Genomic DNA, 24,201 nt, shown 5'->3' with positions numbered 1-24,201 from the left:
GGAGGAAATGATGGCTGATTCCAAGGGCTTCTCGCCGGATCCGGAGATCCGGGTCAACGATCTCCGGATCGGCGCCATCGGCGCCGGCATGATCATGGCCGAATGCCATCTGGCCGCCTATCAGGAGGCCGGCTTCCCGGTCGTGGCGATCGCGTCGCGCACCAAGGCCAACGCCGCCAAGGTGGCGACACGCTGGTCGATCCCGACCGTGCATGAGACGCCGGAAGCGCTGATCGAGGATGAAAACGTCGAGATCCTCGACCTCGCCTTTCCGCCGGATCAGCAGCCGGCCCTGATCCGCCACGCGCTGAAGCAGAAGCATATCAAGGGGATCCTGGCGCAGAAGCCGCTGGCGCTGACGCTGGAAGACGCCATCGCGCTGCGCGACGAGGCCAAGGCCGCCGGCAAGATCCTCTCCGTCAACCAGAACATGCGCTACGACCAGTCGATGCGCGTGCTGAAGCAGATCCTCGACAAGGGCGAGCTTGGCACGCCGGTGATCGCCACGATCGAGATGCGCGCCATCCCTCACTGGCAGACCTTCCTGGAGGAATATGACCGGCTGACGCTCTCTAACATGAGCGTGCATCACCTTGATGTGCTTCGCTTTTTGTTCGGCGAGGTCGACGAGATCTACACCGCCGCCCGGACCGATCCGCGCACGAAATTCGAGCACACGGACGGCATCACCGCCTCGACGATCAAGTTCGAGTCCGGCGTGATGGCCGTGTCGCTGGAGGACGTTTGGTCCGGCCCGCGCGGAGAGGGCTTCGACTCCGACATCTACATCAAGTGGCGGGTCGAGGGCACCGATGGCGTCGCCCAGGGCACGATCGGCTGGCCGACCGGCGCCGCTTCGACACTCACCTATGCCTCGAAGACCACGACCGGCGGCAAGTGGGTCACGCCGGAATGGGACACGATGTGGTTCCCGCACGCCTTCAAGGGCGTGATGGAGCAGCTGCAATATGCGGTGAAGACGGGCGATGCGCCCGCGCTCACCGTCGCCGACAACGTCAAGACCGTGGCGCTGATTGAGGCGGGCTACCGCTCGATCGCCGAGGGTCGCGCCGTCAAGCTTTCCGAAATCGCTATCTGAATTCCAGGGAGGAACTCATCATGATGCAGTCTGGCATTTTCACCGGCTATTTCCCCTATGGCCTTGAAGAGACGGCCAAAAAGATCCGCGCGCACGGCTTCAACACCGTGCAGCTCGATCTCCATTTCAAGGATATCGACCTCGGCGCCGGCCAGATCACCAAGGAGAAGGCCAAGAAGGTCCGCGATACGTTTCGCGACAACGACCTGCCGATTTCGTGCATCTCCGGCTACACCAACATCATCCATCCGGACCTCGCCCACCGCGAGGCCAATGTCGAGCGGCTGAAGGAAATCATCCGCAACGCGCGCGACCTCGGCTCGCCCTACGTCATCTCGGAAACCGGTACCTACAATACCGAGAGCGAGTGGATGAGCGATCCGAAGAACAAGTCGGAAGAAGGCTTCGAGATGTGCCGCGCGGTGATCGCGGAACTGGCGCAGGAAGCCTATGACCACGGCTCGATGTTCCTGCTCGAAACCTATGTGAACAACGTCGTCGGCTCGGTCGAGGAAACGGTCCGCATGTTCGCGCAGGTCGATCATCCGGGCCTCGGCCTGCTGATGGATCCGACGAATTACTTCGAGGATCACAACATCGACAACATGGACAAGGTGCTGAACCAGGTATTCGACACGCTTGCCGACAAGATCAAGATCGCCCACGCCAAGGACGTTGCCCGCGCCGGCGACGACAAGAGCGAGAAGCACGCCGATATCGGTGATGACGACGCGCTCGCCTCGCACACCTTCCGCGGCGTCGGCGAAATGGTCCTGAACGCACCCGGCACCGGCTCGCTCAATTACGACCTCTATCTCCAGCGCCTGTCGGAAAAGCACCCGAACATCCCGGTCATAATCGAGCATCTGTCGGAAGACGATGTTCCGCGCGCTAAGAGGTTCCTCGACGACAAGTTCCGCGCGAACGGACTGTAAGACCCTCACCCCAACCCTCTCCCGCCAGCGGGAGAGGGGGCGCTCACCCGAGGCCGCGAGGTCGATCAAAGAGCGCTGGCAGAATGGCCCTCTCCCGCTGGCGGGAGAGGGTTGGGTGAGGGACTTGCTAGCTCTCAACGAAACAGGACAATCAGGACACGACCATGGTGCAACTTTTCGGGCGGACTTTTTCGCGGCGCGAACTGGCGGAGCATTCCGGCATGCTGTCGCAATTCGCGGGCGTCCGGCTGACGACGCTGGGCGACGGCGTCGAACGCGGCATCCGCATGCTCGAATTCCGCACCGGGTCCGGCCTGCGCTTCACCGTGCTGGTCGATCGCGCGATGGATATCGCCGATCTCGATTATCAGGGAACCTCGATCGGCTGGCATTCGCCGGCCGGATTCCGCAATGCGTTCCTCCATGAATATGAGGGCGAGGGCGGCCTTGGCTGGATGCGCTCCTTCTCCGGCCTGCTGGTGACCTGCGGTCTCGACCACATCCTGTTCATGCATGAGGCGCCGGCGGACAGCTATGTCTACGGCCCGCGCAAGACCGTGAAGCACTCGCTGCATGGCCGCGTCGGCACCATCCCGGCCCGGCTCACCGGCTATGGCGAGGCCTGGGACGGCGACGAATGCACGCTCTGGGCGGAAGGCGTCGTGCAGCAATCGACCGTTTTCGGCGAGGATCTGCACCTGATCCGCCGCATCGAGGCGAAGGTCGGCTCCAACGAGATCAAGCTCACCGACCGCGTCGTCAATCACGGCTTCTACAAGACGCCGCACATGTATTGCTACCACATCAATCCGGCAGCGCCGCTGCTCGAGGAGGGCGCCCGCTATGTTGCGCCGATCGAGGAGGTGGTCTGGGCCGCCCATGCCGGCGCGGACTACCGCAAGCAGGGCGTGGGCTATCGCACCCTGCCGGCGCCTCAGAAGAATTTCCATGAGCAGGTCTGGCAGCACGAGATGAAGGCCGACGCCAACGGCCTCGTGCCGGTGGCGCTCGTCAACGATCGCCTCGGCCTGGCCTTCGAGGTCGAAACCCGCAAGGACCAGTTCCCCTGCCAGTTTGAATGGCAGAACCTGCAGGCCGGCCAGTACGCCATCGGTCTGGAGCCCTCGACCAACCATGTGCTGGGTCAGACCTATGCCCGCGAACACAACGAGCTGATCTGGCTCGAGCATGGCGATGAGCGCCGCTACGACACGACGTTCCGCATTCATGCCGGCAAGGACGCGACGGCCGCGCTCGAGCAGCGCATCGCCGGGCTCGCCGTGCAGCCGACGGACGAATATCCGACGCCTACGGGCCATCATCGACCGATCCGGGGGCGGTGAGCGCCATGACCATTCAGAACAAAACCATCCTTTATACGGGCGCCGCGGGCGGTCTCGGCCTGCCGGCGACGCTGGCATTCCTGGAAGCCGGCGCCACTGTCGTCGCCATCGACAATGATCCGGCCAAGGGCGAGGCCCTGAAGGCAACCGCCGGCGAGCGCGGCCTCGATAGGCTGGTTTTCAAGGCGCTCGATCTTTCCGATCTCGCTGGGCTGCGGACGGCGCTCGAAGCGCTCTCGGCCGAGGTCGGCGGCTTCGACATCGTCATCAACAATGCCGCGATCTATCCGTCGAAGCCGTTCGAGGAATATTCGATCGAGGAGCATCAGGCGGTCCAGCGCATCAATGTCGATGCCGGCATCGTCTGCGTGCAGGTTGCGCTGCCCTCGATGCGGGCGAAGGGTTTTGGCCGCATCATCAACATCGCCAGCGTCACGCTTTCGGGCGGCTGGGCCAACCTGTCGCCCTACATCCAGTCGAAGGGCGCTCTGGTCGGCCTGACGCGGGCATGGGCGCGCGAGTTCGGCCCCTATGGCGTCACGGTCAATGCGATCTCGCCCGGCGCCTTCCCGACCGACGCGGAAAAGATCCATCCCGATCCCGAGGGCTACAACCGCCATGTGCTGGACCGGCAGGCGGTCAAGCGCCGGGGGGAGCCGGCCGATATCGCCAACGCGCTGATCTTCTTCGCCTCCGAAAGCTCCGGCTTCGTCACCGGCCAGACGCTCAACGTCGATGGCGGCTGGTGGATGACGTGATCCATTCGCATGCGCGCCGCCGTCATCCCGGGCGGAGCGCAGCGGAGACCCGGGATCCATGCAGCCTCCTCCAATGGGCTGAATGGATCCCTGCTTTCGCAGGGATGACGGATTGTTCGGATCTTTGAGGTTTTAGAAAATGGGCATTCTCTCCGGGTACCGCGTACTCGATTGCTCGATCGCCATGGCCGGGCCGTTCGCGGCGCAGCGTCTGGGTGATCTCGGCGCCGATGTCGTCAAGGTCGAGCCGATCAATGGCGAGTGGCAGCGCCATGTCGCGGCCGGCGGCGCGCGTGGCAACAAGGTCAACGTCTCGTTCCTGTCGCTCAACCGCAACAAGCGCTCGCTCGCCATCGACCTGAAGAACCCCGACGGCAAGGCGATGCTGCTCGAACTGGTGAAGACGGCCGACGTCTTCCTGCAGAACTATCGCCCCGGCGTCGCCAAGCGGCTGGGCGTCGACTACGAGAGCCTGTCCAAGATCAACCCGAAGCTGATCTATGTCTCGATCTCCGGCTATGGCGAGGACGGCCCCTATCTGAACCGCCCGGGCCAGGATCTGGTGCTGCAGGGCATGTCCGGCGCCATGCTTTCCGCCGGCCGCGAGGGCGAGCCGCCGACCCCCGCCGGCCAGTATCTGGTCGATGCGATCACTGCCTACACCGCCTTCGAGGGCGCGCTGGCAGCACTTCTGCATCGCGAGCGGACGGGCGAGGGCCAACTGGTCCAGGTCAACATGCTGGATGCCATCACCACGATCCAGATGCAGGAGCTTTCGGTCTTCACCGTCGCCGGCAAGCCGCAGACCCGGTCGGCCGAGCCGCATGCGCATGTCTATATCCGCGCACCCTACGGGGCGTTCGCGACCACGGACGGCTTCATCATCGTCTCGTTCCCGAAGCTCGCGACGCTCGGCGCGGTGATCGGCGAGGACAGCTTCCTCGCCATGGACGACGAGGTCGACACCTGGGAGAAGCGCGACGAGATCTTCGCCAAGACGCGCGAGAAGCTGAAGACGAAGTCCTCGGCCGAATGGCTGGAACTGCTGCGCGCAGCGGATATCTGGTGCGGCCCGGTCTATGGCTATGCCGACCTCGTCGAGGACGAGCAGATCAAGCACAACGGCACCTTCGTCGAATATGACCATCCCACCGAAGGCCATGTGAAGACGCCGGGCTTCGCGATCAAGTTCTCCAAGACGCCCTCGACCGTCGAGCGCGGCGCGCCGCTGACCGGCGAGCATACGCGCGCCGTTCTCGCGGAAGCCGGCCTGGACGAGGCTGCGATCAACGATCTGCTCGCCAAGGGCGCCGTCAGTGAGGGCTCGGCATGACCGACGACATCCTCTTCACCGTCGACGGCCATGTCGCGACCATCACCCTGAACCGGCCGGCCAAGCTCAATGCGGTCACGCCGGAAATGTCCAAGGCGATCGTCGCCGCCGTGCAGGAATGCAATGACAGCGACACGATCCGCGTCGTCATCGTCACCGGCGCGGGGGAGCGGGCATTCTGCGCCGGCTCCGACATCAAGGAACTCGATACCTATGCCTCGCCCTGGCAGTTCCGCAATCGCGCCGATTACTGCGACGCCATCCGCAAGCTGCTGAAGCCGACGATCGCGGCAGTCAACGGCTATGCCTTTGGCGGCGGGCTGGAAACGTCGCTCTCCTGCGACATCCGCATTGCTTCCGACAACGCGCAGTTCGCCGCCCCGGAAATAAAACTCGGCTGGATCGGCGGTGGCGGCATGGCTACCTTCCTCGCGCATTCGGTCGGCCCATCCAATGCGGCGCTGATGATCATGACCGGCGATCCGATCCCGGCCGAAAAGGCGCTGGCCTGGGGGCTGGTGTCGGAAGTCGTGCCGCAGGCCGATCTTCTCGCCCGGGCACGCGCCATCGCCGATGTGATCGCCAGCCGGGCGCCGATCGCGGCCGAGACGGCGAAGCTCAACCTGCAGGCGGCGTTCACCATGCCGCAGGAGCAGGCGATCCACTACGAGCGCGACCTGCAGACCATCTGCTTCGCCACGGAAGACGCCGCCGAAGGCCGTGCGGCCTTCAAGGAAAAGCGCCAGCCCACCTTCAAGAGACGCTGATCCATGACCGCTGCCAACGTTATCCGCTTCGTGCGGACGCGCCGCGAGGCGACCGTTCTCGCGATGCTCATCCTCGTCTTTCTCGGGCTGACCTTCGCGAGCGAGTTCTTCCTGACCGGGCGCAACCTCTCCAATGTGGCGCGCCAGATCTCCGTGGTCGGCATCGTCGCGCTGGGCCAGGCGCTGGTGATCATCGCCGGCGGCATCGATTTGTCCGTCGGTTCGGTGATCGGCCTGTCGGCCGTCACCGGCGCGATCGTCTCGGCGACCACCGGAATGCCGTCGCTGGGCATTGTCGGCGCGATCGGCATCGGCATGGCAATCGGCTTCACCAATGGCGTGCTGATCACCAAGCTCCGGATCAACCCGTTCATCACAACGCTCGGCACGCTGTCGATCGCGCGCGGCGCGGCGCTCTTGATCACCAACGGTAATCCGCAGCGCTTCGACAATTGGGCGGCGTTTCTGGGCTACGGCAAGATCGGCGGGCTACCGGTGCAGTTCATCCTGCTGGTGGCGCTGACGATCCTCGTCTGGCTGTTCGCGACGCGAACGCGTTGGGGTCGCAATGTCTATGCGGTCGGCGACAACGCCCGCGCCGCGCGGCTTGCCGGCATCGACGTGGCGAAGACGCGAATCCTGGTCTTCACCGTCTCGGGCAGCCTCGCCGGTCTGGGAGGCCTGCTCCTCGGCGGCATGTTGACCAACGCCAACCCCAATCTCGGCCTCGGCTACGAACTCGACGTCATCGCCGCGGTCATCCTCGGCGGCGTCGCGCTGGCCGGAGGGCGCGGCTCGATCGGCGGCGTCGTCATCGGCGCGGCGCTGATCGGCCTGCTGCGCAACGCGTTCGTCCTGCTCAACGTCTCGGGCTACTGGCAGACCATTACCATCGGTCTGGTCGTCATCCTCGCCGTCGGCGCGGACAGCCTGAACCGCCGCAGCGAAGAAGACTGAGGCGGTCCGAGCGGCCGCCCCACTACCAAGCTCAACTCTGGAGGAAACCATGACCACATTCGATCGCCGCCGCTTCCTGATGCTCTCGGCCGCCGGCCTGGCGCTGCCGCTCGTGCCGGGCTTCGCCCTGGCCGAGGCTGCGCTTTCCGAAGGCGCCAAGGCCGTTGGTGGCACCGTCGCCGCACAGGGCCCGGCGCCCAAGCCGCTTCGCCTCGCCGTGCTCTCGTTCCAGGGCTCGTCCTTTTGGGAAGCGGCCGACAAGGGCATCGCCGCCGCCACCGAATATCTGAAGCCGCTCAACACCACGGTCGACTACATCCAGCTCGGCACCGGTCTTACGGCCGAGGTGATGGTCGCCGGCATCGATGGCGCGCTGACCAAGCAGTATGACGGCATCGCTGCCGTGCCGATCTTTGACGGCACCGTCGCCAAGGTGAACGAAGTCGTTGCCGAGGGCGTGCCGTTCATCTCCTTTATCGCCGACTCAGCCGAAAAGTCGAACCGCAACGTCTCGATCGGCATGCTGGCCTATGACGCCGGCGCCAAGGCCGGCGAATTCATCGCCAAGCAGACCGGCGGCAAGGGCAAGATCGCCGTCATCACCGGCTATCTCGGCGCCGCCCAGCACGACGCCCGCATGAACGGCGCGCTCGACCTGCTCAAGAAGAGCTACCCCGACATCACCATTGTCGGCCCGTTCGAGTGCAAGGACGACGACGCCACCGCCTACTCGCAGGCGACCGACGTCATGACCTCCAACCCCGACCTGTCGATCCTCTATGTTACGGCCGGCGGTTCGGAAGCGGCGGCCAAGGCCGTGCGCGACGCCAAGGCGACCGGCAAGGTCGGCGTCGTCGGCTATGACGACCTGCCGGAGAAGCAGCAGTACAAGGACGGCGGCGAGATCCTCGCTCTGATCGACCAGGCGCCGGCGCGCCAAGCCTTCGACAGCCTCGTCATGCTGCACAACATGATCGCCTTCGGCGCGACCTATCCGGCCGATATCGCCGTCGACGCGCCGGTGGCGCTCGGCAAGGGCGCCAAGCCGTAAGTTCCGCGCGTCCCGCGACCCTGAAAATACCTCTCCCGCAAGCGGGGGAGGCCCCGTCTCCGGATTCGAGAACCCCATGACCGATTGTCTTCTTTCCGCCCGCGGCATCGCCAAGTCCTTCGACCAGAACCGCGTCCTGCATGGGGTCGATTTTGATATCTCGGCCGGGCAGGTGGTCGCGCTTCTGGGCGAGAACGGCGCCGGCAAGTCGACCTTCGTCAACATCCTGTCGGGCGCGCTGCCGCGTGATGCCGGCACGATCGTGTGGAACGGCGTGGAGACGGTGTTCCGCGATACGCGCTCGGCGCTCGACGCCGGCATCATCCATATCCATCAGGAACTGTCGCTGATCTCCTCGCTTTCGGTGATGGAGAACCTGTTCATCGGCGACTACAGGACCGGCAGGTCGGGCGTTATCGATCGCAAGGCACTGGCCGCCAAGGCGCGCGAACTGCTGGCCCGGGTCGGCGCCGCGCATATCGATCCCCGTGTCGAGGCCGGCTCGCTGTCGACAGCCGAGCAGCAGATCGTCGAGATCGCCAAGGCGCTGGCGCGCAATGCCCGGCTGCTGATCCTGGACGAGCCGACCGCCTCGCTGACGCCGCACGAGGCCGAGGCGCTGTTCGCCATCGTGCGCGACCTGCGCGCCCATGGCGTCGCCATCATCTTCATCAGCCACCGCTTCGACGAGGTGTTCGCCATCTCCGACCGGGTCGTCGTGCTGCGCGACGGCCGGGTGGTTGGCGACCGACCGGTGGGCGAGACGACGCGGGCCGGCATCATTGCCGACATGACCGGCCGCGCCTTCACCTTCGATGCGCTGGACAAGCCGGCTATTGCGCCCGGGGCGCCGGTGCGCCTGAAGGCCGAGGCAATCGCGGACAAGGGGCGCGTGGGGCCGATCTCCTTCGCGCTGCGCAAGGGCGAGATCCTTGGCATCTTCGGACTGGTTGGCGCCGGCCGGACCGAACTGCTCGAACTTCTCTGCGGCATTCGGCCGCTCGCCGCCGGCACGATCACCCGGCCGGACGGGATCGTGCCCGTCAATTCGACGCAAGCCTGGCAGAGCGGACTGGCGCTGCTGCCGGAGGGACGCAAGACCAACGGCATCCTGCCGAGCCTCTCGCTGGCGGAGAATGTCGCCGTCGCCCGGCGCCAGAAGCAGGGCGCCATCCTCGATATCGCCGACGAGAAATCCCTGTTCTCCCGGTTCCGCGATGCGCTGGGCATCGTCAGCGAAGGGCCGCAGCAGCCGGTTCGCCGCCTGTCGGGCGGCAATCAGCAGAAGGTCATCTTCGCCCGCTGCCTCGCCTCCGAGCCGGAGATCCTGTTCCTGGACGAGCCCACGCATGGCGTCGACGTCCGCACCAAGGCCGACATCTACAAGCAGATCCAGGATCTGGCCAAGAAGGGGATGAGCGTCATCTTCGTCTCGTCCGAATTGCCGGAAGTCCTTGCGCTTGCCTCGACCGTGATGGTGCTGTCGCGCGGGCGGCAGACCCTGCTCGCGACCAATGACGGCCTCACCGAGAACGACGTGCTCACCGCCGCGTTCGCCCAGGCCTGAGCTGAGGAGATCGGGCAGCGTTCTTCGCCATCGCCACTGTCCAATACCCCGCACCGCCGAAGTGGCGCTGGAACCGCATTGCCACTTCCGCTATTTTCGGGCGATAGGTTTGCGGGTTAAGAGCCGACGTCCTCAAGAGCGGCCGGTGGCGGAGCGGTGGAGACGTTGGCTTGGACGTGAGTTTCGGTTCGCGGATTGCGCAGCTCTATGACGCGTCGGACGTGCTGGTCGCGGTCTATGACGGATTCGATCGCATCCGCTATGCCAATCGGGCCTTTCGCTCCGCCTATTTCATCGAGCCTGAGGAATCTCCGACCTGGGCCGAGGTCATGCGCCGCAACCATGCGCTCGGTCGTGGCACGGTGCTGTGTGTTCCCGATTTCGATGTCTGGCTGAGCTCGACGATTTCGCGGCGTGGCAAGACCGGTTTCCGGGCTTTCGAGACCGACCTGCATGACGGGCGCTGGCTCTGGATGACGGAGACAGTCGAAAGCGAAGGCTGGATGCTTTGCATCGCCAGCGACATTACCGGTCTCCGCGTGGAAGAGCGCGAGATCCGCCTAGACCGGGATCTGGCGATCAAGGCGTCCTATACCGACGACCTGACGGGCGTTGCCAACCGGCGCTTCCTGACGGCCCGGATCGAGCAGGTTCTCGTCGATCACCGGACCATCGGGCGCATGGGCTGTCTCGCCGTCATCGACCTCGACAATTTCAAGCTGGTGAATGACCGCTTCGGCCATCAGATGGGCGATCTGGTGCTGCAGGATTTCGCCAAGCTGATCCAGGGCCAGTTGCGTCGTTCGGATTCGTTCGGCCGGATGGGCGGCGAGGAGTTTGCTCTCACCTTCCCGGACACCTCGCTCGACCATGCGCATCTGATCCTGGAACGCATGCTGGCCGTGGTCCGTCTCTCGCGGCCGTTGGTCCAGGATCCCGATTTCTCCTACACCTTCTCGGCCGGCATCACCGCCAGCCGGCCCGGCGAGGCGCTCAGCGATTTCTACCGCCGCGCCGACGAGGCGCTCTACCGGGCCAAGGTCTCGGGCCGCAATCACGTGCAGGCCTTTGCCGATCCGGTCGGCATGGCCGCCGACGTGGGATGACAGCGCGACGCCCGGCACTCCGTCCATCTTCCCGCCGAAGTAATTTGGCCAAAGGCCATCCCCCGATGCGATCTGGAGCGCGTTCTCATGTCCGGTGTTCTTCTGTTCGACCTTGATGGCACGCTGCTCGACATCGATCATCTGCACTACGAAGCCTGGCGGCAGCAGGTGGCGATCCACGGGGTGGAGCTCGATCAGCATCGCTACCGGACGCAGGTGATGGGGTTTCCGAACCACACCATCCTGGCCGATCTCGTGCCGGGACTCTCCTCCGAACAGGGCGCGGCGCTGGTGGAGGCGAAGGAAGTGCTGTTCCGCTCCCTGGCCACCGATCTCGTGCCGGCTGCGGGGCTGGTCGACTTTCTTGACTGGGCCGACGGGTTGGGCACGCGCTACGGCGTGGTCACCAATGCGCCGCGTCCCAATGCCGAGCAGGAACTCGCCGGGATCGGCATGGCCAAGCGCTTCGAGACTGTCGTCATCGGCGACGAACTTGCCCATGCCAAGCCGCACCCGCTGCCTTATCTGACCGGGCTGGACCGTCTGGGCGGTTCCGCGGCGAACAGCGTCGCCTTCGAGGATTCGATTTCCGGCATTCGCGCCGCGCTGGCGGCCGGGCTCGCGGTGGTCGGCCTGACGACCGGCCTTTCCGCCGAGCGGCTGATCGAGGAGGGCGCCGGGCTCGCCGTGCCGCATTTCGACGACCCGCGTCTCAAACCCTTCGTCGCCGCCTGCCTGGAGAATGTTCCGGCCTGACCGAGGTCAGGCGGAAGCGCGCATGACCAGCTTGCCCTCCAGCCGCACCTGCTGCGGTTCGGGATTGCCGCCGCCATCCTCGCTCTCGACCCGGTCGAGCAGGATCGCGACGGCGGATTGCGCCAGCCGGTCGAAATCCTGCGCCACGGTGGTCAGGGGCGGGCAGCCATAGCGGCTGTGCGGCTGGTCGTCATGGCCGGCAATGCGGATATCGCAGCCGGGCTCGCGACCGATGCGCAGGCCATGCTGGAACACAGCCGCCATGACGCCGACGGCGCAGCGGTCATTGGCGCAGAGCACCGTCCGGGTCGGAAAGCCGTTCCCCTCCAGCACACGCCGCGTCTGCTCGAAGGCGATGTCTTCGAAGCGCCAGTCGTTTTTCTGCGACACGGCAACGATCTCGGGCCTCAGGCCCAGGCGTTCCATCGTCGCGACATAGGCCTGCTTGCGCTCCGGGCCGTTCTGGTTGACGGCCGGCATGTCGAAATAGGTGGGGGGCTCGCCACTGCGGCAGAGATATTCCGTGATCAAGGGCACGCTCTGGAAATTGTCGGTGCCCACGAACGGGGTTTCCTCGTCGAGGCTCGAATCCAGAAACACCATCGGGATGCGCGCGCGCAGGCTGCGCATTAGCTGCCGGTCGGAATGAACGCCGAGCGGGGCGACGATGGCGCCAGCGATCTTGAGCGAAAGCAGCGTCTCGATCGAGCGCGCTTCCAGCTGCGAGTCGCCGCGCGAGGAAAGCACGATCGCGAGATAGCCGCGCTCGACGCAGCGCATCTCGATCCGCCGCACCAGTTCGGAAAAGAAGGTGTCGGCCGTATCCGGCACGATCAGCCCCACGATCTTCGGGCGCTTCTTGTTCAGGTTTACCGCGAATAGGTTGGGCCGGTATTCGTACTGGGCCAGCGCCTTCTCGATCTTGGCGCGGGTCGATTTGCGGACGCTGTCAGGGTCGTTGAAATATTTGGATACCGTCGGTCGCGAGATGCCGCTCAGCTCCGAGAACTCCGCCATGTTCTTGATCGTGCGATCGGTCATTCCTGCTCTTTCAAACCCGGGCCTCGGCTGGCGATGGAGCCAATACGCGGTCCCAGGAGCCGAAGCTACGGTTCCCTAGCGGTATGCGCCGTGCTTTTCCGGCCGTTTGGGTCATTTCGGCAGCGGATCGCGACGGTAAAGCTAACACAATGTTTTACGCGTGCAAATTTCCACGTTGACGTGGTCGGGCGGAATGCTAGCCTTCGTGCAGGAGGCAGTTGGAGTCCGGGAGGACGCCGGCGACGACGGAGGTCGTTCTCGGCGCGGGCCACCAACAGGAAACTATTCAGCGACGAAGCGCCAGCCGGCCCGGAACGTATTCCGGCCGGTGACGATGTCGCATGGCCGGGGAGGGTCTGCATGAGCCGTGATCTCAAGGGAAAAGTCGCGCTGGTGACGGGAGCAAGCTCCGGCATCGGGCGTGCCATGGCGCGCATGCTGGCCGGGCAGGGCGTGCGGCTGGCGCTGGTCGGGCGGTCGAAGGAACGGCTGCAGGCGGTTCGCGACGAATTTCCCGATGTTGAAGCGCTGGTCATCGCCGCCGACCTGACCAAGCCGGCCGAGGTCGAGCGCACTATCGCGGAGACGGTGGCCGGGCTCGGACCTATCGATATCCTGCTCGCCAATGCCGGCCTCTATCTGACCGGAGATCTGGTGGACGGAGACCCGGACGATTTCGACGAGGTGATCGGCGTCAACATCAACGCCGTGTTCCGCGCCGTGCGCGCGGTGCTTCCCTCCATGATCGAGCGGCGGGCGGGCGACATCATCGTCACCAGTTCGGTCGCCGGCCATCAGGCCATTCCGTGGGAGCCGGTCTACAGCGCCACCAAGCACGCGGTGCAGGCTTTCGTGCATGGCGTCCGGCGACAGGTCGCGCCGCATGGGGTTCGCGTCGGCGCGGTGGCGCCCGGTGTCGTGCTCAACGAATTGTGGGGCTATTCTGACCCGGCCGTGATCGCCGCCAAGGCGGCGGCCCGCGAGGGGCTTCTGTCCGAGGACATCGCCGACGCGGTGCTGTTCATGCTGACGCGCCCGGCCAACGTGACCATCCGCGATCTGGTGATCCTGCCGCAGAACCAGGATATCTGAGCCGGCCTGTTCGGATCCGGGTGATGCGTCGCCGTGCTGGCTCGGCAACGCGGAAGGACCGGATCCTGCATCCGGACCGCTCGGTGGGCGCCGTCAAAACGAGAATAAGCGCCGCTTCTTCTTGATTGTGCCCCAGCGGCATTCGAGCAAACTTGGCTTACGTAAAATATCGGATTGACGTTGCCGAAGGCCGCCTCTAGGCTCCGGTCAACAAGAAGAAGTGGGAGGGCTTGGCTCGGCAGGGCCACTAGCCGGATTTGTCAGGATAGACTTGGCGCGCTCGTGCATCGAGCGTGATCGGTGTGCCTATGTCTTATCAAATCCGAATCTGGTGATACTTTATCTTGCCGATTTCACCAATCCTTTTGAATTCGACTTCGGGCGCCGGAACCGGCGCCATGTCCCATCAAGGCCGGACGGCGCCAGGCGGCGCCGCTGCGCGCCGCGACCATCCGTTCGAACAGCCTCACAGAAGGGCCTCGTCGGGTGAACCACCGTTGCTCGGCAACAGATTCAAATCAAAACGAGGGAACGCCATGAAGAAGATTGTTACTGCTCTCGCGGCTCTGGCAGTCGGGGCCACCGTCCTGACCAGCTCGATCGCGGCCCAGGCCCAGGACAAGAAGTTCACCGTCGCCCTGATCCCGGGCATCACGACGGACGGCTTCTATATCACCATGCGCAAGGGCGCCGAGGCAGCCGCCAAGGCCGTCGGTGTCGACCTGGTCTTCCAGGGCGCCCCCGAATTCAACCCGGTGCTGCAGGTTCCGGTGCTGGATGCCATCATCGCCCGCAAGCCGGACGCGATCCTGATCGCCCCGACCGACAAGGTCCAGCTGGTCGAGCCGCTCAAGAAGGCGCATGCCGCCGGCATTCCGGTCATCACCGTCGACACCTTCATCGGAACCGGCAACTACCAGACCGGCGCCGGCGAGGCGGATTTCCCGCTGTCCTACATTGCTTCCGACAACGTGCTGGGCGGCCGCATCGCGGCGCGCGCGCTCGCCAAGTCGATCGGCGAGAAGGGCAAGGTCTATGTCTCGAACGTCAAGCCGGGCGTCTCGACGACCGACCAGCGTGAAGAAGGCTTCAAGGACGAGCTGAAGAACTTCCCGAACATCGAAGTTCTTGAGACCCAGTTCAACGACAACGATTCCAACAAGGCCGCCTCGCAGCTGCAGGCCGTCTTCGCCCGTAATCCGGATCTCGCCGGCATCTTCGGCGCCAACCTGTTCTCGGCCATCGGCGCTGCCAATGGCGTTCAGCAGGCCGGCCAGTCCGGCAAGGTCAAGGTCGTCGCCTTCGACGCACCGCCTTCGATCGTCGACAACATCAAGACCGGCCTGATCGATATCGCCATCGCCCAGCATCCGGCTGAAATCGGCTATTACGGCCTGATCTCCGCCTTCGCCCATCTCACCGGTCAGTCGATCCCCGTTTCCATCGGCACCGGCTTCACCGTGATGGACAAGGACAACGTCGACAAGCCCGAGATCGCGCAGTTCATCTACAAGGATTGAGCCGCCGGCGCCGCCGGGCCAGCGGTCCGGCGGCGCTCCCTCTGTCTTCGATACCTGTTACGGAGTGGCGCATGTCCGCCCAAACGTCTACGGAATCGCGCGCGGACCCTGCCAAGTCCCGTTCCCGCCAGCTGATCCTGCGGATCGCGGCGATGCGCGCCTGGCTGTTCCTGGCCATTCTTCTGATCTTCTTCGAAACCTGGTCCCGTATCAGCTACGGCCAGACGTTCCTGTTCTCGAGCTATAACGCCCAGTCGATCGCGATCTTCGCGGTGGCGCCGCTGCTTCTGGCGCTCGGCTCGACCTTCGTCATCATTTCCGGCGGCATCGATCTTTCGATCGGCTTCATCATGGGCCTCGCCGCCGTCATCGCGGCGCACGCCACCAACCTGGCCGGCCAGTCGCTGCCGCCCTTTGCCGCCATGCTCGTCGGCATCACCGCCGGCCTCGTGGTCGCGCTGGGACCGGGCCTGGTCAACGGCGTACTGATTTCCAAGCTGAAGGTCCCCCCCTTTATCGGAACGCTCGGCATGTTCGGCGTGGCGCGCGGCGTCGCGTTCCTTTTGGCCGGTGGCACCACGGTGCCGGTCTCGAACAGCTGGTTCGCCTCGCTCGGCAATGGCCGCGTGCTGGGCTTCCCGGTTGTCGTGATCATCACCATCCTGTTCGTGCTGCTGATGCACTATCTGCTGTCGCAGACCCGCTTCGGCCAGCACACCTACGCCATTGGCGCCAATGAGCAGGCGGCGATCCGTTCCGGCATCAACGTGCCGCGCCATATCCGCAAGCTCTACCTGCTCTCCGCCTTCTGCGCGGGCATTGGCGGCGTGCTCTATGCGGCGCGTTTCACGGCCGGCGCGGCCCAGGCCGGCGAACCGCTGCTGCTCGACTCGATCGCCGCAGTGGTGATCGGCGGCGCCAGCCTGTTCGGCGGCTCCGGCACCATTCTCGGCACGGTGGCGGGCGCGCTCGTGATCGCGGTGATCCAGTATGGCCTCGTCTTCATCAATGTCGAACCGTTCTGGCAGTTCGTCGCCGTCGGCGTCGTCATCATCATCTCGGTGCTCGTCGACCAGACGCAGCGCAAGCTCGGTGGGGATCGTTAGTGATGTCGGTGCAATCCCAACTGCAGACCCAGGAACCCATCCTGGACGTGCGTTCCGTCTCCAAGCGGTTCGGCGGCGTCGAGGCCCTCAAGGGCGTTTCGATGGCGCTCTATCCCGGCGAGGTCGTGGCGCTTGCCGGTGACAATGGCGCGGGCAAGTCGACCCTGATCAAGACGATCTCCGGCGTCTATGGCGCCGATGGCGGCGAGATCCGGTTCGCCGGCGAGGCGGTTCGCTTCGCCACGCCGGAGGCGGCGCGCGCCCATGGCATCGAGACGATTTACCAGGACCTGGCGCTGGCCGACAATCTCACGATCGGCGCCAACATCTTCCTCGGCCGCGAGCCGATGCGGCGCCTGTTCGGCTTCCTGCCCGTGCTCGACCGCCCGGCCATGGCCAAGGCGGCGAAGGAGACCATGGCGCGGCTCGACTTCCATGTGAACCGGCTCGACGCTCCCGTCGGTCGCTTCTCGGGCGGCCAGCGCCAGGCGGTGGCGATCGGCCGGGCGATCTACTGGAATGCCCGCGTCCTGATCATGGACGAGCCGACGGCGGCGCTCGGCGTGCCGGAGCAGCGCAAGGTCGTATCGCTCATCCAGAACCTGAAGGCGCAGGGGCGTGCGATCATCTTCATCTCGCACAATCTGCAGGACATCTTTGCGGTCGCCGATCGCATCGTCGTGCTCCGGCGCGGCACGCTGGCCGGCGAACGCAAGATCGCCGACACCAACCCGGACGAGATCGTCAAGCTGATGGTCGGCGGCTGAGGTCGCATTAAAAGAAAAGGGCGGTCGCATCCGTGCGGACGCCCTTTTCCTTTTGGCCATCGAGATAGACAGTCAGAGACTGTCCAGCACCGCCTGCGCGGTGCGGACGTCGGTCACCAAAGCATTGACGAGACCGGCGCGGATGGCGCCCAGGATCGCCGGCACCTTGTTGGCCGAGACCGCGACGCCGATCACCAGAGGCGTGGCGCGCAATTGTTCCGGCGACACGGCGATCAGCCTGTCTTCGCCATCCCAGGGCACGGTATGGCCGGACACATCGAAATAGTGCCGCACGACGTCGCCGGCGGCATGCGCCAGCGCCAATTCATTCGGCGTCGCCGAAGATGCGCCAAGGGCCGGATCGACCGCGTGCGTCAGGCCGATGCCGACCAGCGCCGCGTCGAGCCTTCCCCAGAGCGCGACATTCTCCTGAATGATGGGGTCGCTCAAAAACGCCTCGCGGGATTCCGGGGACGGCAGGTAGGGCGCGTGGATGAAATGCGGCGTTCCCGACATCTGCTCGGCGGCGAGGCGGACGAATTCGTTGATCTGGAAATGCGGCGCGGATTGCTGCATGCCGCCGGTCGCCGGCACGGTGATGACGCCCGGCAGGCTCGGCAGGCCCGCCTGGATCACTTCGCGCACGGCGCGGCCCCAGCCGATCGCCAACACCGAATCCTGCTTGAGGCCCGCGTCGCGCAGAAGCGCACCGACCGGCGAGGCGAGGGCTGCCATGACGCCCGTCTCCGGGGCGTCGACCACAGCCGCCTGCTTGAGCCCGAGCGCTTCGACCAGCTTCTGGTTGAGCTCTTCCGGCGTGGCGATGTCGGGGATCTCGATGCGCACGATTCCTTCCTCGCGCGCCCGCCTCAGCAGCCGCGAGATCGTCGCCGCCGAGACGTTCAGCCGGCGCGCGATCTCGACCTGCGAGAGGTCGGCTTCGTAGTGAAGCTTGGCGACGGTGTGCAGCATCGTGCGGGTCGCAGCCGTGTCCTGGGATGACGAAGAGGACAGCTTGAAATTCCTTTCTGAAAGATGATACACATACACACATCAGCTTGAGGGAGCCACCGCAGAGACGCCGCGTGCTCGAACCGCCAGCCTTCCGTGCATAATCCATTCGGGCAGGGGCGGTCCATAAAAGCGACAGGTGTCGACGATGGATCGGGAATTCGCCGCCAGTTGCGGTAGAATGGGCCGGTTCGGTGGCTTGAGAAACTTCGCCAACGCCCGGCAAGGCCGGCGCCAAAATCGGACCGTGCAGCATGACCCGAATGTCGACATCGGAATTCCGTGGCTACCAGCAGATCTGCGGGCGCGATGGCGCCATGATGGTGATCGCCTGCGACCAGCGCGGCGGCATGCGCACCATCCTCGCTTCCGACCCGGAAGAGCAGGCCAAGATCAGCAACGACATGCTGGGCGAGACCAAGTCGGACATCACCCGCTACCTCGCCAATGAAGCTTCCTGCGTCCTGCTCGATCCGCTTTGCGCCGTGCCGCATGTGATCGAGAATGGCTCGCTGGCGCGCGATACGGCGCTGCTGATCGGCCTCGACGCATCGGGCTGGGACGTTTCGCCGGAAGGCTATCGCCTGTCGAAGCTGGTGCCTGGTATCAACGCCCGCCGCGTCCGCGAGCTGGGCGGCACCGGCGGCAAGATCATGGTCTATCTCCGCGCCGACAAGCCGGAGGCGAACACCGCCAATATCGAGATCCTGCGCCAGTCGATCGAGGATTTCGCGCGGGAGGACCTGCTGCTGGTGGTCGAGTTCCTGACCTACCAGCTCGAGGGCGAGAGCAAGGAAGACTACAAGGCCAAGACGCCCTGGCTGATCGAGGAGGGTACGCGGATCTCGCTCGAGCTCGGCGCGAAGGTGCTGAAGATTCCCTATCCCGGCACGGCCGAATCCTGCGCCAAGATCACGGCGATGTCCGGCGAGGTGCCTTGGGCGGTGCTTTCGGCGGGTGTCGATCACGAGACCTTCATCGGTCAGGTCGAGATCGCGATGCAAAACGGCGCCTCGGGCGTCATCGCTGGTCGCGCGCTCTGGAAGGATTGCATCCATCTCGACCGCGAGATCCAGCGCGAGCGGCTGACCACCATCGCGGTCCCGCGCCTGCGCCAGATCCAGGACGTTCTGGCGCGCTATTCGGCCCAGGCTCGCAAGGCGGCCTGATCCCATTCCTTCGGCGACCGGGTGCAACATGCCTGACACGTCAACAGCCATCGGCGTCGATATCGGCGGCACGAATCTCCGGGCCGCCCGCGTCTCCGGCGCGGGCGATATCCTGGAGCGGGTGTCCGAGCGGATCGACCGGGACGCGAACAACGCCATCGGCCGCATCATCGAGCTGGTCCGCCAACTCGACCGGCCGGATGTCACGGCGATCGGCATTGGCGTGCCCGGCCGGGTCGACGCCCGCCGCCGCACGGTGCTTTCCGGCGGCTATCTGAACCTCGCCGGCGCCGCCCTGGCCGAGCGGGTCGAGGCTGCGACCGGTAAGCCGGTCATCATCGATAATGACTGCAACATGGCGCTCGTGGCCGAGATCGCGGCGGGCGCCGGCCGAGGCAGGGAAAACGTCGTGATGTTCACGATCGGCACCGGCATTGGCGGGGCCATCGTCCAGGAAGGGCAGATCCTGCGCGGTCGCGGAACGGCCGGTCAGCTCGGCCACATCACCGTCGACGTCAAGGGCGTGGCCTGCGTCTGCGGCCGTCGCGGCTGTGTCGAGACGACCAGCTCCGGCACGGCGCTGGCGCGGCATATCCAGGAAGCCGGCATGCCGGCGGACACCTCGATCGACGATATCCTTCGCAGGGCCGCCAAGGGCAATGCCGTGGCCCGGCAGGTTCTGGACGCATGGGCCGGCCCGTTGCGGGCGGCGATCGACAGCGCCTCGGCCGCCTTCGACCCGGATCTCGTCCTGCTCGGCGGCGGATTGGGCAAGGCCGCGTTTAAGGCGCTGCAGAAGGTGCCGGCGCTCGCGCCCTGGTATCAGTATCCCGTGCTGTCGGCGGCACTCGGCGACGATGCCGGCGTCATCGGCGCCGCGGTCTGCGCCCTGATCGAGCATCGATCCCCGCTGCCACCATCGGCCCTCGTCGCGGCGGAACTCACCGTGCTCGAAAGGCCTGCCTGATTTCATGAAACGAGCCGTCCTCGTCAATGGCATTCCCGCCACGGGAAAGAGCACGATTGCCCGCGCGGTCTCGCAGCGCATGGGCTGGATCATCCTGACGCTCGATACGGTCAAGGAACCCTTCTTCGACCAGCTTGGCATCGGCGACCGCGAGTTCAATCGTGCGCTTGGGCGGGCGAGCTATCACGCCATCTGGTCGATCATCCGCGACGCGCCCGACGACACCACCTTCATTATCGATGCCTGGTTCGGCTTCCAGCCGCGCGAGGTGCTGGAGGCGCATATCGAGCGTGCCGGTGTCGGAGCGACCGCCGAGATCTGGTGCCACGCGCCGCCCGAGGCCCTGGCGAAGCGCTATGGCGACCGCCTGGATCAACGCCATGCCGGCCATCCAGGCGCCGCCTTCATCCCCGAGCTGATCGAACTCGCCAAGCGCGCCGCTCCCGTCGATCGCGGTCCGCGTTTCGACGTCGACACGACGCAGGCGACCGACATCGAAGCGGTCCTGGCTTGGCTCAGGCCAGCGCTTCAACTGGCCTGAAGACCTACCCCGTGGTCGTGGGCTGACGCTCGACTTCGACGCCAAACTGGCGACGCATGCCGAGAATGTGCCGGATGAAGATCTGGGTATAGAGGCCTGGTCCGCTTGAATAAACTCGCCAACCGCCATCGGCGGCGATGCTGCCGTCGCGCACGCGGTTCCATTCGGCGCTTGCCTTGTAGCGGTCCGGGAACGCCGCATCGCTGGAGCTGAAATAGGTGTTGCGCTGGCGCAGCGACGCCTGCGACAGGCGCTCGGTGACGGCGATCGGATTGACCAACGCGATCGCCTCGCGAGCGCCTTCCGCGTCGCCGCTGACGGCTAGCGCCTCGCAATATCGCAGATGTGCATGCACATACATCAGGCCGATCTCGCGGCCGAAGAAGGCGGCGGATTCGGCGCGCCGGAACAGCGTCTCGACGCCGCCCCGATAGACCACCGGCTTGTCCATCAGCCGCGCGCCGTCCGGGTCGAGCAGGTTCTGCCGGATGATATCGAGATGGGCGCGCGTCTGAGCCGGCGTGAACAGGCCGCCCAGGATCGACTGCGTCATCGGGATCAGCGAGTAGGAGAGCCCCGTTCGCTGGTCGCTCGGATGCAGCAGCAGTTCCACTTGGTCGTGGCCGGGATCGAACAATCCATACCCGGCAATGACGCCGTCGCGGATCAGGAAGCGGTTGACGTCGCCGCGCATGACACCGGCGAGCGAGCTTAGCGCCGTCGCCTCCGCCGCGTCGCCCGTGCGTTCCAGGATGGCGGCAAAACGCTGGATCTGCTCGTAGAGCAGGGCGACGGTCCAGGTCGAGACCATCCAGTCGCGCAGGTGCGGATCGGCCGGCTGCAGCGAGTCGTTCCAGTCGCCCTCGCCATAGCGGATCAGATGCGTGCCCGGGATGAAACGTTCCCTGACGGTCGAAAGCAGCAGCTCCACATGCGCGCGGATCGTGCCGGTCTCGGCCGTCGGCTTCAAATCGTCGTCGCGCCGCCAGGGCAGGCTTATGTCGAGGATGCCGAGATCCCCGGTCGCCTCGATATAGTCGCAGAGCGCCTTCAGCGGCCAGACGACGATATCGCCATGCGCCTCGCCGGCGCGGATGTTGGAATAGGGCGGCAGCATGAACCATTGCGGCCAGTCGCCCCGCATCCGGTATTGCTCGGCGAACAACGTCGTCAGGATGTCGCGCGCCGTCTCGTCGTGGCGCAGCGCCAGCATGAATTCGAGCGGACCCTGGCAGACGTCGCGCGTGCCCCAGGCCGCGCCGGTGTATTGCTCCAGACCGTGCGGCACGGTCAGGTGGATCATGGCGTCATGCGCCAGCCAGGGCAGGATCGCCTGTTCGGCCGAGAGCGCGTCGCCTTTGCCTGGAATCGTGACATCGCGGGTCACGCGGCGCCAGTAGTCCGTGGCCGGCGCAAGCAGCGCTTCGTCCAGCTCGCCCTTGGCGTAAAGGTCCGCGAGGCGGCGCGCCTCTGCCGGATCCGTCATCGAGCCGACGACGGCGAAGGTCAGTTGACGGGTCTCGCGGGTGCGCAGCGCCACATAGGCGCCGCCACGCGGCGCGCCGTCCTCGTAGAGCAACTCATCGCCGCCGATCGCCTCGACAGCCTCCGGCGTGCTGGTGACGAGGTGATAGGCGGCATTCGGGAAGTTCTGGCCCCAGAGCCAGTCCTTGCCGGGCTGGAAGGTGAAGCGCTTGGCGGGCTCGTCGATGGTGATCCGGCCGCTCTGCTCATAGTCGCGCTCGCCGAGCACGATATGGCCAAGCACGAGGAAGCGCGCAGGCGGTCCATCGACTTCGACGCGCCATTGCATCGCGGCATCGACGCCGGAGGCGATGGCGTGGACCGTGACGGTGCGGTCCGCGAGCCGGTAGATCCAGCGGCAATCACTGAGACCCATATCGAAGGCGGATGGCACCGAGAGCAGGCGCCAGCCTTCGCCGGTGTCGATCAACATGCGCAGGCCGCTGGCGCGGGTGATGTTGTAGGGATCGCGCGAGACCGAAAACAGCTTGTGGAACGAGGTGTTGCCGATGGTGAGCTGCGCGGCGAAAACGCCATGCATCCAGCAGGTCGCGGCGAGTGTCGCCTCATCCGGCATCATGCCCTGGCCGCTGCGGACGATCGCGCCATGGCGGCGGGCGACGATATCCTCCTTGGCCGCCAGCACGACATGCCGGTTCAGGGCCCCCTCGGTCACGAAGAAGGAGAGCAGGCTGCCATCCTGCCGCTCTTCCAGTTCCCGCGCCGGATAGAGCCTTGCGAGGTCAGCTCCGTCGAGCGGCAGAACCGGGAGCGGCGCGGCGTCCTGCAACAGGCTGCGCACGGTCGGCGAGGGGGCGATCGCTTCGAAGGCAGGGCGCTTCGCCGCTTCGACGATGCCGTCGAGGTGGTTGAGATCGCTGTCGCTGGAAGCCTCGGGGTGGTTGGAGACGAACTGGCTGAAGAAGGTCCAGCTTGCCGTGGCCGCCGGAGCGAGCGTCGCCGGCTTCGATTGAAGGGCCGGGCAGGCGAGCTCGTGCTGCCAGACGGTGCCGGGCAGGTCTGTGCCGAAGCCGAGCTCGATCTCGTCGCGGGCGCGGAAATCGGGCCCGAAGATCTGGATCGCGTCGGTAGCATAGGAGACGGCGCCCTCGATGCAGCCGAGCGCATGCCAGGGAAAGCGCCCGCCCTGCGACAGGTTCTGCCGGCTCATGACGACCGGGCCGAAGGTCGGATGCTGGGCCGCGCGGTGGTCGATATACTGCGAGGCATAGGCCTCGCTCCCCATCAGGAAGCCGCGCCCGCCGAGGCCGAGATCCTGCGCCAGCATGATGTCGCAGGGGATCTCGATATCGCCCCGGTTCTCGACGTCGATATGCCAGAACCAGCGCGTCGCGTCGGGATCCAGCCGCAGCGTCACCTGATGCGCGATGCCGTTCGTCTCGCCGCGCCAAACGAAGCGGGAGTTGTCCGCGGCGCGCGAAACCTTGGCCCGTGGGCCCACTAGCTGTGCGAGGAACGGGGTCTTGCCGCCAACGCGCAGCCAGATCCGGCCGATGCCGCCATCGATGGGCGAGCCCAGCACCTGGTTGATCATCACCGGCGCACCGCCTTCGGCACGGTGCGTGATCGAGAAGATGGCGCCATTCGGCAGCGCGGAGATCGAAAGCCCCGCGGGATTGGCGAGGTGTTGCAGACCAAGGTCTCCGTCGCGCGGCGTCATGAACTCGCGGCTGGATCTATCCGACATCGTCGCCTCACCTGAATCGCCTGTCATACGGCGATTCATCTTAGCGGTCGGGCGGAGCCTTGCCGAATGTCTTCTGAGGGGGT

At 65.5% G+C, this 24,201-nt stretch carries 21 protein-coding genes; 18 read left to right on the top strand and 3 right to left on the bottom strand.

The annotated features are described in order from the left end of the window. The first annotated feature begins 10 nt into the window (after positions 1-10). The 11 genes from ACHMWQ_RS16495 to ACHMWQ_RS16445 all read left to right on the top strand — a co-directional run bounded on the left by ACHMWQ_RS16495 (position 11) and on the right by ACHMWQ_RS16445 (position 11,672). The gene (locus tag ACHMWQ_RS16495; protein WP_396308289.1) at positions 11-1,099 is read left to right on the top strand and encodes a Gfo/Idh/MocA family protein; all 1,089 of its coding nucleotides are present in this window, start codon (positions 11-13) and stop codon (positions 1,097-1,099) included. Between the two features lie 20 nt (positions 1,100-1,119). Continuing rightward, a complete protein-coding gene (locus tag ACHMWQ_RS16490; protein WP_396308288.1) occupies positions 1,120-2,034 on the top strand; it encodes a sugar phosphate isomerase/epimerase family protein in 915 nt (304 codons plus the stop codon). A 164-nt stretch (positions 2,035-2,198) separates the two neighbouring features. Beyond that, positions 2,199-3,377: an aldose 1-epimerase family protein gene (locus ACHMWQ_RS16485; protein ID WP_396308287.1), complete on the top strand. Its 1,179-nt coding sequence runs from the start codon at positions 2,199-2,201 to the stop codon at positions 3,375-3,377. A 5-nt stretch (positions 3,378-3,382) separates the two neighbouring features. Then, positions 3,383-4,135 (top strand): SDR family NAD(P)-dependent oxidoreductase, encoded by a 753-nt coding sequence (locus tag ACHMWQ_RS16480; RefSeq protein ID WP_396308286.1) that lies wholly within the window; start codon positions 3,383-3,385, stop codon positions 4,133-4,135. A gap of 139 nt (positions 4,136-4,274) precedes the next feature. Then, on the top strand, positions 4,275-5,468 hold the full coding sequence (locus tag ACHMWQ_RS16475; RefSeq protein WP_396308285.1) for a CaiB/BaiF CoA transferase family protein: 1,194 nt from the start codon (positions 4,275-4,277) through the stop codon (positions 5,466-5,468). Next, on the top strand, positions 5,465-6,235 hold the full coding sequence (locus ACHMWQ_RS16470) for an enoyl-CoA hydratase/isomerase family protein (RefSeq protein ID WP_354549487.1): 771 nt from the start codon (positions 5,465-5,467) through the stop codon (positions 6,233-6,235). The genes ACHMWQ_RS16475 and ACHMWQ_RS16470 overlap by 4 nt, the downstream gene beginning before the upstream one ends. Positions 6,236-6,238: 3 nt before the next feature. Next, entirely contained in the window at positions 6,239-7,192 is a 954-nt protein-coding gene (locus ACHMWQ_RS16465) for an ABC transporter permease (protein WP_396308284.1), read from the top strand. 49 nt (positions 7,193-7,241) lie between these two features. Continuing rightward, positions 7,242-8,243: a substrate-binding domain-containing protein gene (locus ACHMWQ_RS16460; protein ID WP_354549483.1), complete on the top strand. Its 1,002-nt coding sequence runs from the start codon at positions 7,242-7,244 to the stop codon at positions 8,241-8,243. Positions 8,244-8,319: 76 nt separating this feature from the next. Continuing rightward, positions 8,320-9,810: a sugar ABC transporter ATP-binding protein gene (locus ACHMWQ_RS16455; protein WP_396308283.1), complete on the top strand. Its 1,491-nt coding sequence runs from the start codon at positions 8,320-8,322 to the stop codon at positions 9,808-9,810. Positions 9,811-9,980: 170 nt separating this feature from the next. Beyond that, positions 9,981-10,916, top strand: coding sequence for a diguanylate cyclase (locus tag ACHMWQ_RS16450; RefSeq protein ID WP_396308282.1), 936 nt, complete (start codon positions 9,981-9,983; stop codon positions 10,914-10,916). A gap of 87 nt (positions 10,917-11,003) precedes the next feature. Then, positions 11,004-11,672: an HAD family hydrolase gene (locus ACHMWQ_RS16445; protein WP_396308281.1), complete on the top strand. Its 669-nt coding sequence runs from the start codon at positions 11,004-11,006 to the stop codon at positions 11,670-11,672. 6 nt (positions 11,673-11,678) lie between these two features. On the opposite strand, the gene ACHMWQ_RS16440 is transcribed toward ACHMWQ_RS16445, so the two are convergent. Next, entirely contained in the window at positions 11,679-12,713 is a 1,035-nt protein-coding gene (locus tag ACHMWQ_RS16440; protein ID WP_354549475.1) for a LacI family DNA-binding transcriptional regulator, read from the bottom strand. A gap of 360 nt (positions 12,714-13,073) precedes the next feature. Here ACHMWQ_RS16440 and ACHMWQ_RS16435 point away from each other — a divergent pair, with 360 nt between their 5' ends. From ACHMWQ_RS16435 to ACHMWQ_RS16420, 4 genes are all read left to right on the top strand, one after another. Continuing rightward, the gene (locus tag ACHMWQ_RS16435; RefSeq protein ID WP_396308280.1) at positions 13,074-13,805 is read left to right on the top strand and encodes an SDR family oxidoreductase; all 732 of its coding nucleotides are present in this window, start codon (positions 13,074-13,076) and stop codon (positions 13,803-13,805) included. A gap of 536 nt (positions 13,806-14,341) precedes the next feature. Further along, positions 14,342-15,325, top strand: coding sequence for an ABC transporter substrate-binding protein (locus tag ACHMWQ_RS16430; protein ID WP_266332590.1), 984 nt, complete (start codon positions 14,342-14,344; stop codon positions 15,323-15,325). Between the two features lie 71 nt (positions 15,326-15,396). After that, positions 15,397-16,431 (top strand): ribose ABC transporter, encoded by a 1,035-nt coding sequence (locus ACHMWQ_RS16425; protein WP_354549471.1) that lies wholly within the window; start codon positions 15,397-15,399, stop codon positions 16,429-16,431. Positions 16,432-16,433: 2 nt separating this feature from the next. After that, entirely contained in the window at positions 16,434-17,198 is a 765-nt protein-coding gene (locus tag ACHMWQ_RS16420) for an ATP-binding cassette domain-containing protein (RefSeq protein WP_354549469.1), read from the top strand. A gap of 72 nt (positions 17,199-17,270) precedes the next feature. On the opposite strand, the gene ACHMWQ_RS16415 is transcribed toward ACHMWQ_RS16420, so the two are convergent. Beyond that, the gene (locus ACHMWQ_RS16415) at positions 17,271-18,170 is read right to left on the bottom strand and encodes a sugar-binding transcriptional regulator (RefSeq protein WP_396308279.1); all 900 of its coding nucleotides are present in this window, start codon (positions 18,168-18,170) and stop codon (positions 17,271-17,273) included. Positions 18,171-18,463: 293 nt separating this feature from the next. On the opposite strand from ACHMWQ_RS16415, the gene ACHMWQ_RS16410 reads away from it, so the two are divergent. From ACHMWQ_RS16410 to ACHMWQ_RS16400, 3 genes are read left to right on the top strand one after another with little or no spacing between them, the layout of a single operon-like run. Next, complete coding sequence (locus tag ACHMWQ_RS16410) at positions 18,464-19,378, top strand: tagatose-bisphosphate aldolase (protein ID WP_396308278.1); 915 nt, start codon at positions 18,464-18,466, stop codon at positions 19,376-19,378. 28 nt (positions 19,379-19,406) lie between these two features. Continuing rightward, complete coding sequence (locus ACHMWQ_RS16405) at positions 19,407-20,345, top strand: ROK family protein (RefSeq protein ID WP_396308277.1); 939 nt, start codon at positions 19,407-19,409, stop codon at positions 20,343-20,345. Positions 20,346-20,349: 4 nt separating this feature from the next. After that, positions 20,350-20,886 (top strand): AAA family ATPase, encoded by a 537-nt coding sequence (locus tag ACHMWQ_RS16400; protein ID WP_396308276.1) that lies wholly within the window; start codon positions 20,350-20,352, stop codon positions 20,884-20,886. 4 nt (positions 20,887-20,890) lie between these two features. Here the strand turns inward: ACHMWQ_RS16400 and ACHMWQ_RS16395 are convergent, their stop codons facing one another. Then, positions 20,891-24,118 (bottom strand): GH36-type glycosyl hydrolase domain-containing protein, encoded by a 3,228-nt coding sequence (locus tag ACHMWQ_RS16395; RefSeq protein WP_396308275.1) that lies wholly within the window; start codon positions 24,116-24,118, stop codon positions 20,891-20,893. Between the last annotated feature and the right edge of the window lie 83 nt (positions 24,119-24,201).

Origin of the sequence: Kaistia sp. UC242_56, assembly GCF_044452255.1 — a bacterium.
Classification (GTDB): domain Bacteria; phylum Pseudomonadota; class Alphaproteobacteria; order Rhizobiales; family Kaistiaceae; genus Kaistia; species Kaistia defluvii_A.
The sequence above is the reverse complement of the archived record's forward strand: the minus strand, read 5'-3'. Positions and strand labels throughout refer to the sequence as shown.